Source organism: Ciceribacter ferrooxidans (assembly GCF_004137355.1).
GTDB classification, from domain to species: domain Bacteria; phylum Pseudomonadota; class Alphaproteobacteria; order Rhizobiales; family Rhizobiaceae; genus Allorhizobium; species Allorhizobium ferrooxidans.
This window is the reverse complement of sequence record NZ_SDVB01000412.1, coordinates 1-15415: the sequence shown is the minus strand read 5'-3', so window position 1 is coordinate 15415 and position 15415 is coordinate 1. Positions and strand designations below refer to the sequence as shown.

Below are 15415 nucleotides of genomic sequence, written 5' to 3'. Positions count from 1 at the left end.
GCACAAAAATCCCCCTCCTGTTCAGGCAGGTCCTTCGATCCCGTCGGAAAGTCTCCGCCGCATCCACCATCCCTCATTGCACAGACCAGCATCCCGTTCAGCTGCAGAAAGTGTTCCTCCGTAAAGCTCGAGGGCCGAAAGCCGAGCCATCGCGCCGGTTTCCTTCGCGACCTTACAGACGGCCACCATCACCCAAAAGGCCGCCGGCGTTTCCACCGGCGGCCTCCAATTCTCCGAGCGCGATGGCCGCCCTTCAGCTCCGCGGCTTCAGGTTTTCCGGGTCGTAGAGCGGCTTGTAGCCGACGCCGGCGACTTCGACCGGGTAGGTCTCGGCGAAATACTCGACGGTGAGCTTGCGGCCGACCTGGCAATACTCGTGCGGCAGGTAGGCGAGCGCGATGTTCTTGCCGATGGTCGGGCCGAAGGCGATCGAGGTGGTGTAGGAGCGGCGGCCGAGCGCATCGACCAGCGTCTCGCCGGTTTCCGGGTCCATGACCGGCAGCGAGCCGACCGGATAGCGCTTCACGCCGTTCTTGTCGGTGTTTTCCGTCATGACGAGCGTGCAGAGCATGGCCGGCTGGTGGTCACGCGCCTTGTATTCGAGGTGCTTGGCCTTGCCGCGGAAATCGGCTTCCTTGACCTTCGGGCGGGCGAGATCGGCCTCGATCAGGTTGTACTGGGTCAAGAGGTCGGCGTTCTGCAGGCGCAGGCTCTTTTCCATGCGGCGGGAGTTCGCATAGGTCTCGACGCCGAAGGCCATGACGCCGGTCGCACGCAGCGCATCCCAGACGGCGAGCCCGTCCTCGTACTTCATGTGCAGTTCCCAGCCCTGCTCGCCGACATAGGAGATGCGGAAGGCGGTCACCGGCTTGCCGGCAATCTCGATCGGCTTGATCGCGGCGAAGGGGAAGTTTTCCGGATCGAGGCCGGCCGGATCGGCCACGGCCTTTTTCAGGGTGTCGCGGGCGTTCGGGCCCCAGATGCCGATGGTGATGTATTTTTCCGAGGTGTCGGTGATGGTGACGTCGAGGCCGCGATCTTGCGCCACGCGCTTCATGTAGTGGAAGTCGCGCGGGCCGGCATCGGCGCCGTTCACGAGACGGCAACGGTCGGCCATGCGGAAGACGGTGAAGTCGGCCCGCACCATGCCCTCGTCGTCGAGGAAGTGGGTGTAGATGCCCTTGCCGATATTGCCGTCACCGCCGATCTTGGCGGCGCAGAGCCATTCGAGCAACTCGACATGGTCCGGCCCCTCGATGTCCACCATGTGGAAGTGGCTGAGATTGACGATGCCGCAATCCTCGCTCATCGCCAGATGCTCGGCGTTCGAGACGCGCCAGAAATGGCGGTTGTCCCATTCGTTCTCGCGGACCGGGACCTTGTCGCCGTATTTTTCCAAGAGGTGCTCGTTGGCCTTGTAGCCGTGGGCGCGTTCCCAGCCGCCGAGCTCCATGAAGTATCCGCCGAGCTCGACCTCGCGCTCGTAGAAGGGCGAGCGCTTGACGTTGCGGCCGCTGGCATAGGGCTCGCGCGGGTGGACGGCGGGGAAATAGATCTTCTGCGCGGCCTCGAAGCAGCGGCCGGCGATGAAGTCCTCGGTCAGCTGGTGCGGATAGAAGCGGGCGTAGTCGATAGAATTGTGGTCGATCTCGGTGCGGCCGTCGGTCATCCAGTCGGCGATGAGCTTGCCGTAGCCGGGGCCGTCCTTGACCCAGATCGCGACGCAATACCAGAGGCCGCGGACCTTCTGGCTCTCGCCGCAGGAGGGGCCGCCGGCGGCCGAAACCTGCAAGAGGCCGTTGAACGAGTGACCCTCGTTGTAGCCGAGCTCGCCGAGGATCGGGGTGAGCTCGATGGCGCGTTCGAGCGGCTCGAGGATCTGTTCCATCTCCAGGTCGCGCTGCGAGGGGGAGAGGCGGGCCTCATGCTTTTCGAGAAGATCGCGCGGATGGCACATGCGCGGATTGGTGGTCTCGTAATAGCCCCATTCGATCTGGCCACCCTCGGTGGTCTTCGGGTCGCCGGTGTCGCGCATATAGGCGGAATTGCCCTGGTCGCGCAGCAGCGGATAGCCGATTTCCTTGCCGGTGCCCTCGAACTCGTTGAACGGGCCGAAGAAGGTGAGCGGATGGTCGACCGGCATGACGGGCAGGTCCTCGCCGACCATTTCGGCGATCAGGCGGCCCCAGAGGCCGGCGCAGACGATGACGTGATCGGCCATGATCGTGCCGCGATGGGTGACGACGCCCTTGATGTGGCCGTTCTCGACGATCAGCGACTGGGCCGGGGTGTTGGCGAAGGCCTGCAGCTTGCCGGCCTTCTCGCCCGCGTCGACCAGCTTGCCGGCGACCGTCTGCGAGCGCGGGATGACGAGGCCGGCGTCGGGGTCGAACATGCCGCCCTGAACCATGTCCTCCTCGATCAGCGGGAAGAGCTTCTTGATTTCGGCGGGCGAGACATAATGGGCGCGGGTGCCGAAGGCCTTGGCGGAGGAAAGCTTGCGCTTGATCTCTTCCATCCAGGTGTCGTCGCCGGTGCGGGCGACCTCAAGGCCGCCGATGCGGGCGTAATGGCCCATCTTCTCGTAGAAATCGATGGAATACTGCGTCGTCCAGACCGAGAGATAGTCGTGGCTGGTCGTGTAGCAGAAGTCGGAGGCGTGCGCCGTGGAGCCGATGTCGGTCGGGATGCCGGACTTGTCGATGCCGACGATGTCGTCCCAGCCGCGTTCGATGAGATGATGCGCGATGGAGGCGCCGACGATGCCTCCCAGCCCGATGATGACGACCTTAGCCCTAGTCGGAAACTCTGCCATTGCCTGCGATCCTGATTGACGTTGACGCGGGATATTAGGGCGTAAGTCGGCCCGTGTGCAGCCTGTCTGCGACATTCTTCAAAGACTGCACGACCAGCGCCGGGACGCGTCGTGTCGCTAGGCGGCGATCCGCCGGCTGACGCCCTCGGCGAGACCGAGGATGTCGCCGGCGGGCAGATGGCCGATCAGCATGGCGGCGTGGCGGCCGTTCGACCAGAAGGCGATGTCGAGGGCGTAGCGACGCTCGCTTGCGATCATCGCCCCGGCGGTTCCCGAGGCGAAGATGCAGAGGGCGAGCGGGCGCCCTTCGGGGTCGAGATAGAGGATCTGGGCAAGAGGGCGATCGTCATAGGCGAGGATCTGCGCGTGTTTGAATTCGCTGCCCGGAAGGGCGATCGCCTCGGGCGTCAGCGACAGGCCGAGACGTTCGTTGACGATCGCGAGCTGGGCGGCCGCGGCCTCGCGGCCGGGGCGGGCAGCGCCGAGCGTCTCGGCCGTATAGAGCGCCATGTACTGCGCGACGGCGTCGCGCCACTCGGCACTTTCGCCGACGGCGGAAGGCTCCGCAAAGCGCATCCAGGCGCGATCGACGACGATGCCTGCGGCGACCGAGGCGGCGATGGCGGTGATAAAGCTGCGCCGGGCGACGTTCTTCGGTTCGGCGGCGTCCTGCCGGGGAATGGCGGCGAGCATGCCTTCGAGGTTGCGGCGGGGTGTCTCGTCGAGAAGGGCGGCGAAGCTCTCGCGCAACGGCAGGAGACCGGCGCGTTCGAGGAAGGCGAGCCGCTCGGCGGCCTCAGGATTGTCGCACAGCGCTTGCGCGATGCGGGCGTGGTCGACGGGGTCGAGTTCTCCGTCGATGAACGCGGTCAGCTCCTCGTCGGAGGGAATCGGTGTCTTGTCGTTCATGTCACACTCCCCCGTCGGTACCGGCGGCGAGCTTCGCGCGCGCTGCGGCGAGCCGGCTCATCACGGTGCCGATCGGAATATCGAGGATCTCGGCGACCTCGCGGTAGGTAAGGCCTTCGACATAGGCGAGGAAGACGGCGGCGCGCTGCGCCTCCGGCAGGGCGTCCACCAGCCGCAGCACCTTGCCGGCATCGGCGCGGAGTTCGGCGTCGCGGGCTCCGTCGAAAGAGAGGTGCTCCTCCGCCGGCACCAGACCCTGTCCGAAGCGGACCTTGTGGGCGCGCGCCTCGTTCAGCCAGACCGAGTGCAGGATGGAAAAGAACCAGCGGTCGGGACTGCCGTCCGTCACGAACTGGCCACAGCGCTCCAGTGCCCTCACGCAGGTCTGCTGCACGAGATCGTCGGCGACGTCGCGCTGGCGCGACAGCACGAAGGCGTAACGCCACAGTCGCGGCAGACTGACGAGAAGCCCGTTTCGTATGACTGCTTCGCTGGCGATCTCCGCCTCCCGTGCGCCTTGGAGAGGCCCTGTCTTGCTGCGGGGCGTCTCCGGAGAGTGGCGACTATAGCCCGCCGCGAAATCCCATGCGATGGCCATTCTTCTGTTCTTCCAGGGCTTTCTTTGCGAGGACCGGGCAGGCAGCGCGCCACCCGGTCTTCATTTGGATACGACCGGTCAGATGTCGGAGGCGCCGTGGATCGCCTCGTCGAGGTCGCGATATTCCTCGCAGCCCTCGCCGCAGATCGTGCGGATGGTGGCGAGCTGTTCCTGGGCGAGGTCGAGCCGTCCTTTGATCACATAGGCCTCGCCGAGATATTCGCGCACCTTGGCGTAATGCGGGTCGGCGGCAACCGAGCGGAGATAATAGGAGATGCCCTCGTCGGTGCGGCCGAGCTTGCGGGTCGCATAACCGCGATAGTTGAGCACCTTGGGATCGTTCTGGTCGGCGACGGTGTCGAGCATGGCGAGCGCCTCCTGGTAGCGGCCGGCCTTGGCGAGCGAATAGGCGTAGTCGGTGCGGTTCTCGTCGGTCACGTTGGCGCCGCTCTGCTTCACGCATTTGCCGCTCGCCTGGTCGTAGACCTCGCCGGCCTTGCAGGTCGGGGTGCTGGAACTGTCGTCGCCGGCGGCGAGGGCGGGAGCTGACGGAGCGAGGGAGGAAAGGCCGAGTACGACGGTGGCGGCGAGAAAGGTTTTCGTGTTCATCAAGATGTCTCCTTGCAGGACGTTGCGGGGGGAGAACACGCGGTGCTGCCGTTCTATTCGGCGTGGCAGGAAAAAAAGTTGAGGCGCCCCGACGGAGGTTGGAATGGCGCCGGAGCGACGCACGATTGGCAGTATGCGTCCCGTCGCAGTAAAGATTGTATTTAGCATTCTCCGATAAATCATCCGTTAGGGATTTTTGTCTGGGCTGCAGGCGCCGCGATCGCTTGCCGTCCATGCCTGTTCGGAGTTGCGTGTTTCATGCGTCTGTCGGCTACGTCACTTGTCGTCGTCTCTCTTCTGCTTGCGAGCTGCCGCTCGACCTCGGGGCCTGAGGAAGTGCTTGCGATCAAACCCTCGAACGAGGTGACGAGCGCGATCTCGACGTCCGCTGCGCCGATCCCTGCGGCGGAGGTCGCCGCAGACGCCGGTGCGACACAGGAAGATGTGCAGGAACAGCATGCACTCGCCTGGGCAGGCCAGGTTCCGCAACCGCAAGCGCTCTCCTCGGCCACGACGACCGTCGCAATGCCGCTGCCCGCCGAAAAGCCGGTGGCGATGCTGGCGCCGGAAAATCCGGCGACCACGCTTGAGCCGCAGGTTCGCTCGCGGATCTACAGCCATCGTTTCCGCGACGCCAAGCCGATCAATTTCGGCAAGTCCTCGCCGAAGAAATATGCCGTGCACGGGGTGGACGTCTCCCGCTGGCAGGGCGACATCGACTGGATGAAGCTCCGGACGCAGGGGGCGAACTTCGCCTATATCAAGGCGACGGACGGCGGCGACCATCTCGACCCGATGTTCAGGACGAACTGGCGCCGGGCGAAAGAGGCCGGCCTGAAGCGCGGCGCCTACCACTTCTTCTACTGGTGCCGGACGGCCGGCGAGCAGGCCGAATGGTTCATCCGCAACGTCCCGCGCGACCCGGGCGCACTGCCGCCGGTGATCGACGTCGAATACAACGCGGAATCGAGCTGCAAGCGGCGGCTTTCCACCGCCAAGATACACGAGAAGATGCAGGTCTTCATGGACATGCTCGAGCGCCACTACGGCAAGCGTCCGATCATCTACACGGCGCCGGACTTCTACGACGACCATCTCGATGGCGCATTCCGCGAATACCCCTTCTGGCTCCGCGCCGTCGCCGCACACCCCTCGAAGGTCTATCCGGGGCGGAAATGGCTGTTCTGGCAGTATTCGGGGTCGGGACTTTCGCACGGCGTCCGGGGCCGGATCGACCTCAACGTCTTCCGCGGCAGCGAGGAAGACTGGCACAACTGGACGGCCCGGGCGAGCTGACCTCGCCCGGTCGCCCGCCGGACTTCAGCCGGCGATCAGCAGCAGGACATAGGCGAGAACCGTGGCGATGAGACCGCGAAACGCGTAGGACACGAAGCGGTATTTCTGCCGGGCGATCTGCGCGAGAATGTCGGCGTTCCTCAAATATTCGTCGAAAAGGTAGCGGAGGCTCCCGTTTTTCGCCGCTTCTTCGAGCAGCGGACGATGCTTGGACCACGTGCCCCAGAAGAGCGACGTCGACGTCGTGAGATGACGCGGCAGGATCACCATGACGGCAGAGAGCATGGAGAAGGTGGACGTCAGGCCAAGAATAGCCGACAGCGTATTCTCCCAGATCGTGCGGTCATAGTAGCGCTCGAGCGTGAAGACGTTTCTGACCTCGCTCGAGGTCACGAGGAAAGCCAGCATGAAAGTAAAGATGTAGGCGGCCTTCTGGTCGGAGGTCTTTACCTGGTCATAGAAGACGTCGTTAATTTTTTTGACGTGGCTGAAATATTCTTGATTTACGTCGGCGCTGGTCGGCGGCGTCTCGATCAATTCGGTCGGCGCGGTGTCAAAATCGGCCATCTTCTCCTGCCCCTCGGTTGAAAGTGTATTTTTGCTACTACACTGCCCTGAAAAGGCAAGGGTATTTGTATTTGTGATACTTGACACCTTCGCGCGAGTTGAACACTGCTGTGGCCATGGCGGGAGAATCTTTCAAAAGAAAATCGACAATCGCGGCGCTGCTCGTCGGGGTGAGCTGGCACTGCTTGCCCGCAGCCGCGGAGCCTGTCGCACGCGCAGCCGACGCGGCTGCCTCCGTGATCGCACGCAAGTTCGGCGAAGAGGTGCGCTTCATCGACATCTCGGACTGGCGCTTCGTCGACCTGAAGCAGGACCTGCTTCCCGGCGACGTGCTGCGGACGAACGCGACCGGACAGCTCGCCATTCTCTTTGCCGACCGCACGCAGATCCGCCTCGGCCGCAATTCCTCGCTGAGAGTCCGGCAGGTTTCCGCCGGCAGCGATGCCGAACTCGAGCTCGAGGCAGGCACCATGTGGGCGCGCGCCGAGCGCGGCGGGACCGGCGTGAAGATCATGACGCCCGCAGCGACCGCAGCGATCCGCGGCACCGACTGGACGATGACGGTTGAAGGCGCGAAGACCTCGCTCACCGTTCTCGAAGGTCTGGTCGAGCTCAGCAACGATTTCGGAAGTGTGCAGGTCGCTCAGGGCGAGGCGGCGGCCGCCACCATCGGACAGGCGCCTCATAAGGTGGTGATCGTCGAGTCCGACGACCGCGAGCAGATGCTTTTCTATCTGGCGCCGCGCAACGCCTTCAACTTCATGCCGGCTTCGCCGCTGAAGGTCGCGGACATGCGCCGCGAGATCGACCGGATTTCCGCCATGCCCGCCGAGGCGCGGAGCACCGAGGACCTGCTGGTGCTGGCGGAAACCCAGCTTTCTCTCGAAGGGCGCGAGGCCGCCAGGGCGACGCTTGCACTTCTGCGCACGCGGTCGCTTTCACCGGCACAAAGGGCGCGCGCCGATCTGATCGAGGCGACGATCGCGGCGGCGGAAAAGCGCTATGACGAGGCGGCGGTGCTGTTCGGCCGGGCGGCCGGAAAGCTCGATGCCCGCCGCAGGGACATCGCCGTCTACGGGCGCTATTATGCGCGCTCGCTTGCCGATCCGAACCGGGTCGAGCCGCTGCCGGCGGCGGCGAGCGGTCCCTACGGCGCCCTGCTGCAGGCCTATGCGCAGGGCTTCCTCAAGGACATCAAGGCAGCCATCGCGACGATCAAGGCGGCCGAACGGCGCTTCCCGGACGATCCGTCGCTGCCGGCCTACCGCGCGCAACTGGCGATGCTCCTGAACGACCGTGAACAGGCGGAGGAAGCGTTCAGCCGTTCGCTGTCGCTCGACCCTGCCGATCCCACGGCGCTCGAAGGACGCGCCAACTATCGCGCCGGCATCAGGGGCGATCTCGACGGTGCCCTTCAGGATCTGCGGGCGGCCGTCAAGGTCGCTCCCGGTTCGACGACGATCTGGAACGCGATCGGCAACGTGCAGTCGGCACGCGGCGACATGCAGTCTGCGGAGGAAGCCTACAGGAAGTCGATCGCCCTCGATCCCCAAGACCCCGCCGCCTATGCGAACCTCGCACTCCTCTATCTCGACCAGTCGCGGGTGGAGGAGGCGAAGGCCGCGATCGACCGGGCGCTCGAGGCGGATCCGAGCTTCGACGTGGCGCTGGTGGCGCGCGGGCGCTACTACATGCAGACCGGCGAATTTGATCGTGCGATAGACGATCTGCTCGCGGCTTCGGTGTCCAACCCCTCGTACTCGCAGGGGCAGCTGCTCCTTGCCGCTGCACACTACCAGAAGGGCGACAGGGGGCCGGCCGAGCAGGCGGTCGACAACGCCGACCGGCTGGACGACAACGATCCGGTGATTTCTTCCTACCGGGCGGCCGTGGCAATCGATGACTATGATTCCGAAGGGGCGATCCGCAATGCCCAGGAGTTCATGCGGCGTTCGCGCGAAAGGGGCGGCAATTTCGGATCGCTCAGCGCCAACCGGGATGCGGGGTCGACGCTCAACAACGCCTTCCGCCTGCAGGGACTCAATGCCTGGGGCGAGTATTACGGCGATGTGGTGTTTGATCCTTTCGCCGGCAGCAGCTATATCGACCAGACAGTGCGCGGCAGCGCGACGCCCTTCGCCAACGGCTATGTCTATGGCGACAACGTCGTCACCAATGGTGCAAACAGCCTCAGCTATTCGTCGTTCCTGCAGGGCCTTCTGCTCGATCCACACATGCTGGCCGGCAGCTCGCTCACTGCCAACATCGTGCGGTCTCCCTTCATGGAGACCACGCTCGGCGGCGGCGTGACCACCGCCGGTGGCGACCCCGGTTATACGGTCGAAGGGGAAGTCCAAGGCTACTCCAACCTGCCTTTCCCGACCAGCTATTACCTGAATGCCGAGTGGGAAAAGAGCTACGACGAGCGAACCAGCCCGATCGGCTTCGGTCTCTCCTCGGAGGATCGCCTGTTGCGCGGCAATGGCTACCTGACGCTCAGCCCGACTCCGGACGACCGCGTCGTCGCCTATTTCAACCGCTCTGATGCATTTTCGAATCTGGGCTTGCCGGGAGGAGTGGACATCGAGAACGAGGCGGTGACGACGAACGCCGGCGTCGGCATCAGCCACACCATCGCCTACCGGAACGTCGTCAACGCGGCCCTGCTCTACAATGAGGTGAAGGCGGATGGCCTGAACGAGCTGACACTCGGTCCCGGGCCCATCACCACGGAGAGTTCGCAGCGCACCTATGTCGCCGCGCTGAGCCACAGCGTCGGCGAGGACGACCTGACCTGGCGCTACGGCATCGAGGGCGGCTGGATCGAAACCTACAGCCAGTCCAGCATCGGAGGCGTTCGTACGGTCGCCGATCCCGACGACAGGGCCGGCTACGGCCGGGTCTATGTCGACCTGCTGCACGAGATCACGCCGAGCCTCAAGGGTGAGTACGCGCTTTTCGGCACACTCGTCGACGGCGCGGCGGAGGACGTGGCCCGGCTCGAACCCCGCGCCGGCATCGCCTGGTCACCGGTCGAGGGGCATTGGCTGCGGGCGGGCTTCCTGCGCCAGAGCCTCGACGTCACTACGCCGACGCTTTCGCCGGTCGGCGTCGTCGGCCTGCAGCCGAACGAGATTTCGACGGGTCTCGGCGGCTACGTCGATACGCTTGCGCTGCGCTGGGATGCGGAATGGACGCCGGATTTCTTTACCGCGGCGGAATTCCAGCATCAGGACGTCAAGGATGTGCAGATCACAATGCCAATCTCGGCCGTCCTGTTCTCATCGGCCGAGGCGCGCATCGACCGCGGCAGCCTGACGGCGAACCTGCTTCTCGGCCACGGCTTCGGCCTGTCCGCCACCGCCGCCTATGCCACCTCGGAGGACGAGGATCCGGCGTCGGCGAGCTATGGCGAGTCGCTGCCCTTCGTGCCGGACTGGGCGGGGCAGGTGGCGCTCACCTGGGTCAACGAGGCGAACGTGAAGGCGACGATTGCCGCAAATTATGTCGGCAAGCGTGACAGCGAGAGTGGCGCCGAACTCGACGATTACTGGACGCTCGACGCCAGCCTGATCTGGGAGCCCTTCGGCAAGCACATGGAGATCGAACTGGCCGGGTATAACCTGCTCGGCGAGGATTTCGAGGTGATGACCGGTATCCCGGGCTGGGGGCCGACCTTCAAGGGATCGATGAAAGTCCGTTTCTGATGATCGGCCGGCTGTTCACGAAGGCTTCGGACCGACGCAAACCCCAACGGCGACCGCGTTCTGTCCTGCTGGCTCTCGTGGTTCTCGCGGCCGTCATCGGGATTACCCGGCTTGCTGCCTGGTCGCTGGTCGACGACCGTGGCTTCGATGTCTTCTCGACGCTGTGGCACGCGCCGTTGCCGGCCGACGGACCGGTGATCGTGGCGATCGACGAGCCGTCCTTCGCCGAGATCAACGCCCAGTGGCCGTGGCCGCGCGGCCTGCACGCGAAGCTCATCCGGGCCTTGCGCGCCGCCGGTGCGAAGGCCGTCGGCCTCGACATCATTTTCGCCGAACCGACGACGGAAGAGGAGGACAGGGCCTTTGCCGAGGCGCTCGGACCCGATGTCGTGCTGGCGGGTGACGAGACGCTGATCTCGACGGCCGAGGCCGACCAGTTCGTGCGCACGCTGCCGCTCGACCGCTTCCTCGCGGCCGGTGCGCGGCCGGGCATCGCCTCGATCAGCCTCAGCGGCGACGGCGTGGTGCGCAGCCTGCCCGATATCTCCGACAGCTTTGCCGGCGAGCTCGCCCGAGCCGCGGGCCTGACGGTCGAGCCGCCGGCGTACGGCACGCTCATGCAGACCTTCGGCGGTCCGCGGACCTACCCGACGGTCTCCTACTATCAGGCGCTCGATCCAGAACACTTTCTGCCGCCGGAAACCTTCCGCGACCGCGTGGTGATCGTCGGCCTCAGCCTCCAGAACGCCCCGACGGTTGCGGGCGGCGGCGCGGACGCGTTTTCAACCCCCTACACGATGTATACCGGAAGCCTGGTCGCCGGGGCGGAGATCCATGCGGCGATCTTCGACAACCTGCGCAAGGGTTTCGGCATAGCCGCGGCGTCGCCGGAGGCGGCGCTCCTGTTTCTCCTCTGTGCGGCGGCGGCAGCCCTGGTGCTGACCTGGCGCGGCACCGGCTGGCCGACGGCGATCGGCGGGCTCGCCGTCGTCATCGCGATGGTGGCAGGCAGCTATCTCGTCTTGCACTTCGGGCGAGTCTTCATCTCGCCGATCGCGCCGTCACTCGCCTTCATCCTGATCACCGCCGGGCAATCGACCTTCGACTACGCCGCCGAGCGGCGCAGCCGCCGGGAGATCACGCGGGCCTTCGGGCAATATCTCTCGCCGGAGCTCGTCGAGCGTCTGGCGCAGGACCCCTCGCACCTGAAGCTCGGTGGCGAGAAGCGCGTCCTTTCGATCCTCTTCTGCGATGTTCGCGGCTTCACCACGATCGCCGAAGGCATGAAGGACGATCCCGAGCAACTGACCCAACTCATCAACCGGTTGCTCACGCCGCTCTCGGAGGTCGTGCTCGCCCATGGCGGCACCATCGACAAATATATCGGCGACTGCATCATGGCCTTCTGGAATGCGCCGCTCGACGATGCCCTCCACGCGCGGCACGCCGTTTCGGCGGCGCTCGGCATGCTGGAGGCGATCGACCGCTTGAACGACGAGCTGCATGCCGAGGCGGAGGCGAGGGACGAACCGTTCACACCCTTGCGGATCGGCATCGGTGTCAACACCGGGGAATGCATCGTCGGCAACATGGGGTCCACTCGGCGCTTCGACTATTCGGCGCTCGGCGATGCGGTGAATCTCGCCTCCCGGCTCGAAGGCGCGTCAAAACTGTTCGGCGTGCCACTGCTGATCGGGGAGAATACCGCGGCGCTCGTCGCGGACGAGTTCCCGCTCTTCGAGCTCGACCGTGTGACGGTGAAGGGGAGGACCGTCGGAACGGCGGTCTCGACCGTCTTTGGCGGTATTCCGGACGACGCTGCGCGCCTGCATCGCACCTTCGTTACCGCCTTCTATGCGGGCGACATCGAAACCTGCCGCGGGCTCGCCGACAGGCTTTCGGGCGAAATTCCCGTGCTCGCCGACTATTACCGCCAGCGTGCTGCGGCCGGGGGCTGATTACGGATACTGCGCGCCCGTCGCCGTGAGATAGACGGCGTAGAGCGACTGCGTGGCCGTTATGAAGAGCCGGTTGCGGCGCGGGCCACCGAAGGTGAGGTTGGCGACCGTCTGCGGCACCAGAATCTTTCCGAGCAGGGTGCCGTCGGGGGCGAAGCAGTGGACGCCGTCGCCGGCGCTTGTCCAGAGGTTTCCGGCGAGATCGAGCCGGAAGCCGTCCGGCAGGCCGCAATCGAGCGTGCAGAAGACGCGGCCGTTTTCAAGTCGTGCGCCGTCGACGACGTCGAAGGCGCGGATATGGCGCGGTGCCGTTTCGTCATGGCTCGCCGCCGAGTCCGCGACGTAGAGCAGCTTCTCGTCCGGGGAGAAGGCCAGGCCGTTCGGCTCGCCGAAATCGTCGGCGACGATCGAAAGCGTGCCGCTCTCCGGATTGAGGCGGTAGACGTTTCGGCTCGGCTGTTCCGGCTCCGCGCGATAGCCCTCGTAATCGGAGAGGATGCCGTAGGTCGGGTCGGTGAACCAGACGCTGCCGTCGGACTTCACGACGACATCGTTGGGGGAATTGAGCCGCCTGCCCTCGAAGCGGTCGGCGAGAACGGTGATGCTGCCGTCGACCTCGGTGCGGATCACCCGCCGGCCGCCGTGCTCGCAGGAGACGAGGCGGCCCTGCCGGTCGCGGGTATTGCCGTTGACGAAGTTCGACGGCTCCCGGTAGATCGACACGCCTTCGCCGGGTATGTAGCGGAGCATCCGCTGGTTCGGGATGTCGCTGAAGAGCAGGCAGTTCATGTCGGCGAACCAGACGGGGCCTTCGGCCCAGCGGCAGCCGGTATGGAGTTCCTCGAGTTCCGCACTCTGCACGATGAGATTGCGGAAGCGCGGATCGTGGATTTCATAGACGCGATCGACCATCTTCACCATCGTCCTGCAGGCATTCCTCTATTCCGAAAAGTCATGGGTGTTCATCGTGCCCGTCCGGCAGGCCGGCTGGCGGCCAGGATCACGGCGATGATGATGAGGCCGGTCAGGATCAGGCGGATGCCGGCTCCGAAACCGTAGGTGTTGAGCATCGACACGACCAGGAACATGAAGAGCGAGGCGCCCCAGATGCCCGGCACGTTCGAATTGCCGCCCGCGACCGCCGAGCCGCCGATGACGACGACGGCGATCGACATCAGGAGATACTCGGCGCCCATGTTCAGCGCCGCGCCGCCGGAAAAGCTCGCGAGCAGGTAGCCGCAGACTGCCGCCAGCACGGCGCAGAGCACATAGGTCGCGAAGCGGGTGCCGTCGACCGGGATGCCGGCCATGCGGGCGGCGAAGGAACTCTGGCCGATTGCGGAGATCCAGCGGCCGTAGACCGCCTTCTCGAGCGCCCACCAGACAGCGAGAGACAGCAGCACGGCGACGATCGCGACATTCGGGATGCCGAAGGTGGTCGAGGTCGTGAAGGTCGCGAGCGTCTCCGGCGGCTTGATGCGCAGGCCGCGATTGTACCAGATGGCCGCCGACTGCACGATGAAGCTCATCGAGAGTGTCGCGATGATCGGCGGGATGCGCAGCAGCTTGATGAGGCCGTAGTTCAGGATGCCGATGGCAAGCCCGATCGCGATCGCGACGAGGAGACCCGGAAGGATCATCGCGTCCTGGCCGTCCATCAGCTTCAGCGCGACGGTGCCGGAGAGCGTGATCGTCGCGGGGACGGAGAGATCGACATTGCCGGGGCCGAGGGTGATGACCAGCATCTGGCCGAGGCCGACGATGACGGAAAAAGCCGCAAAGGTCAGCGTTGCCTGGGAGAGGCCGACGAAGCTCGCGCCGCCGGTGAACAGCAGGGTGACGATCCAGGTGGCCATCGCCGCGGCGAAGGACCAGATCCAGGGTTTCGAGAGCAGCATCGAGGCGCGGTTCATTGTGCCTTGCCCTTCTGTTGGCTGCGGTTGAAGAGAAGACGCAGTGCCAGCACGACGATCAGGATCGCGCCCTGGGCACCGATCTGCCAGTCGGGCGAAATACGCAGGAACGACAGGAAGGAGCCGGCGAGGGTGAGGGTCAGCGCCCCGACCACCGCGCCGACGGCGGAGACGCGCCCGCCGACGAACTCGCCACCGCCGAGGATGACGCCGGCGATCGAAAGCAGCGTGTAGCGCAGGGCGATGTTGGCATCGGCGGAGGTGGTGAGCCCGACCAGCGCCATGCCGGAGAGGACTGCGAAGACGCCGGCGAGCGCATAGGCGGCGGCCTTCATCCGGAGCACTGACCAGCCGGCACGCGCGACCGATCGGCTGTTGCCGCCGATGCCGCGGATCAGCACGCCGAAGGTGGTGCGCGCCACGATGAAATGGGCGAGTGCCGCGATCACGACGCTGGCGACGATCGCCATCGGAACGAGCGGCGGCTTCGCGGTCATGACGGCACGCAGCCATACCGGCGCCTGGCCGCCGGGAGCCGGCAGGATGAGGACGGCAAGCCCGCTCCAGACGAAGCTCATGCCGAGCGTGACGACGATCGAGGGAAGATCGCGCAGTGTGATGACGAAGCCGAGAAGGGCGTAGACCGCGACGGCGCCGGCGAGCATCGCGACGGCGAGGAGAGGCGTGTCCGGCATGTAGGCGGCGGTGACGCAGGCCGCGAAGCTGACGAAGGTCCCCATCGAAAGATCGAGGTCGTTGACCGCGATGATGATCATCTGGGCGATCGTCGCAAGCGCGATCGGCACCGCGAGATTGAAGAGGAGATTGAGGCCGGTATAGCTCATCGCCCGCGGCTGCAGGTAGAAGACCGCGGCAAGCAGCACGAGGAGGGAAACCGCCGGGATCAGCAGGCGGATGGTGTTCGCGGAGGGACCCTTCATGCGGCCCTACCTTTCAGATGCTGTGTGAACAGCGCCTTGCGGTTTGCTACTGCCGTGGCAAAATTTCCGCCGGGCGGCGCTGCCGGGATGGTTTTCATGCTG

Annotated in this window: 11 protein-coding genes; 3 read left to right on the top strand and 8 right to left on the bottom strand. The window is 65.3% G+C overall.

What is annotated here, in order from left to right; all coding sequences use genetic code 11:
• Positions 1-253: 253 nt before the first annotated feature.
• From EUU22_RS24435 to EUU22_RS24420, 4 genes are all read right to left on the bottom strand, one after another.
• Positions 254-2815 carry a GcvT family protein gene (locus tag EUU22_RS24435; RefSeq protein ID WP_129334566.1) on the bottom strand — a complete coding sequence of 854 codons (2562 nt, stop codon included), beginning with the start codon at positions 2813-2815 and terminating at the stop codon, positions 254-256.
• A gap of 117 nt (positions 2816-2932) precedes the next feature.
• Entirely contained in the window at positions 2933-3724 is a 792-nt protein-coding gene (locus tag EUU22_RS24430; RefSeq protein ID WP_129334565.1) for an anti-sigma factor family protein, read from the bottom strand.
• Position 3725: 1 nt separating this feature from the next.
• Positions 3726-4322, bottom strand: a complete 597-nt coding sequence (locus EUU22_RS24425) for an RNA polymerase sigma factor (RefSeq protein ID WP_129334564.1) — start codon at positions 4320-4322, stop codon at positions 3726-3728.
• Positions 4323-4400: 78 nt separating this feature from the next.
• Positions 4401-4931: a tetratricopeptide repeat protein gene (locus EUU22_RS24420; protein WP_129334563.1), complete on the bottom strand. Its 531-nt coding sequence runs from the start codon at positions 4929-4931 to the stop codon at positions 4401-4403.
• A gap of 258 nt (positions 4932-5189) precedes the next feature.
• Between EUU22_RS24420 and EUU22_RS24415 the strand changes: the two genes are divergently transcribed.
• Positions 5190-6227, top strand: a complete 1038-nt coding sequence (locus EUU22_RS24415) for a glycoside hydrolase family 25 protein (RefSeq protein WP_129334562.1) — start codon at positions 5190-5192, stop codon at positions 6225-6227.
• A 24-nt stretch (positions 6228-6251) separates the two neighbouring features.
• Here EUU22_RS24415 and EUU22_RS24410 read toward each other — a convergent pair whose 3' ends face one another.
• Positions 6252-6794 carry a Pycsar system effector family protein gene (locus tag EUU22_RS24410; protein WP_129334561.1) on the bottom strand — a complete coding sequence of 181 codons (543 nt, stop codon included), beginning with the start codon at positions 6792-6794 and terminating at the stop codon, positions 6252-6254.
• Between the two features lie 116 nt (positions 6795-6910).
• On the opposite strand from EUU22_RS24410, the gene EUU22_RS24405 reads away from it, so the two are divergent.
• Together EUU22_RS24405 and EUU22_RS24400 are read left to right on the top strand one after the other, a co-directional pair.
• Positions 6911-10501, top strand: coding sequence for a FecR domain-containing protein (locus EUU22_RS24405; RefSeq protein WP_129334560.1), 3591 nt, complete (start codon positions 6911-6913; stop codon positions 10499-10501).
• Complete coding sequence (locus EUU22_RS24400) at positions 10501-12459, top strand: CHASE2 domain-containing protein (protein ID WP_129334559.1); 1959 nt, start codon at positions 10501-10503, stop codon at positions 12457-12459. Before EUU22_RS24405 ends, EUU22_RS24400 begins: the two co-directional genes overlap by 1 nt.
• On the opposite strand, the gene EUU22_RS24395 is transcribed toward EUU22_RS24400, so the two are convergent.
• Genes EUU22_RS24395 through EUU22_RS24385 form a run of 3 tightly spaced genes read right to left on the bottom strand, consistent with a single transcriptional unit; the run spans position 12460 to position 15313 of the window.
• Positions 12460-13380: an SMP-30/gluconolactonase/LRE family protein gene (locus EUU22_RS24395; RefSeq protein ID WP_129334558.1), complete on the bottom strand. Its 921-nt coding sequence runs from the start codon at positions 13378-13380 to the stop codon at positions 12460-12462.
• 41 nt (positions 13381-13421) lie between these two features.
• Positions 13422-14372 carry an ABC transporter permease gene (locus EUU22_RS24390; protein WP_129334557.1) on the bottom strand — a complete coding sequence of 317 codons (951 nt, stop codon included), beginning with the start codon at positions 14370-14372 and terminating at the stop codon, positions 13422-13424.
• On the bottom strand, positions 14369-15313 hold the full coding sequence (locus tag EUU22_RS24385; protein ID WP_129334556.1) for an ABC transporter permease: 945 nt from the start codon (positions 15311-15313) through the stop codon (positions 14369-14371). Before EUU22_RS24385 ends, EUU22_RS24390 begins: the two co-directional genes overlap by 4 nt.
• Positions 15314-15415: the final 102 nt, after the last annotated feature.

Excerpts from the sequence above, each read along its gene's own strand:
- EUU22_RS24405 (WP_129334560.1), top strand. The coding sequence starts at position 6,911 with ATGGCGGGAGAATCTTTCAAAAGAAAATCGACAATCGCGGCGCTGCTC.
- EUU22_RS24425 (WP_129334564.1), bottom strand. The coding sequence starts at position 4,322 with ATGGCCATCGCATGGGATTTCGCGGCGGGCTATAGTCGCCACTCTCCG.
- EUU22_RS24400 (WP_129334559.1), top strand. The coding sequence starts at position 10,501 with ATGATCGGCCGGCTGTTCACGAAGGCTTCGGACCGACGCAAACCCCAA.
- EUU22_RS24430 (WP_129334565.1), bottom strand. The coding sequence starts at position 3,724 with ATGAACGACAAGACACCGATTCCCTCCGACGAGGAGCTGACCGCGTTC.
- EUU22_RS24390 (WP_129334557.1), bottom strand. The coding sequence starts at position 14,372 with ATGAACCGCGCCTCGATGCTGCTCTCGAAACCCTGGATCTGGTCCTTC.
- EUU22_RS24420 (WP_129334563.1), bottom strand. The coding sequence starts at position 4,931 with ATGAACACGAAAACCTTTCTCGCCGCCACCGTCGTACTCGGCCTTTCC.
- EUU22_RS24435 (WP_129334566.1), bottom strand. The coding sequence starts at position 2,815 with ATGGCAGAGTTTCCGACTAGGGCTAAGGTCGTCATCATCGGGCTGGGA.
- EUU22_RS24395 (WP_129334558.1), bottom strand. The coding sequence starts at position 13,380 with ATGGTGAAGATGGTCGATCGCGTCTATGAAATCCACGATCCGCGCTTC.
- EUU22_RS24385 (WP_129334556.1), bottom strand. The coding sequence starts at position 15,313 with ATGAAGGGTCCCTCCGCGAACACCATCCGCCTGCTGATCCCGGCGGTT.
- EUU22_RS24410 (WP_129334561.1), bottom strand. The coding sequence starts at position 6,794 with ATGGCCGATTTTGACACCGCGCCGACCGAATTGATCGAGACGCCGCCG.
- EUU22_RS24415 (WP_129334562.1), top strand. The coding sequence starts at position 5,190 with ATGCGTCTGTCGGCTACGTCACTTGTCGTCGTCTCTCTTCTGCTTGCG.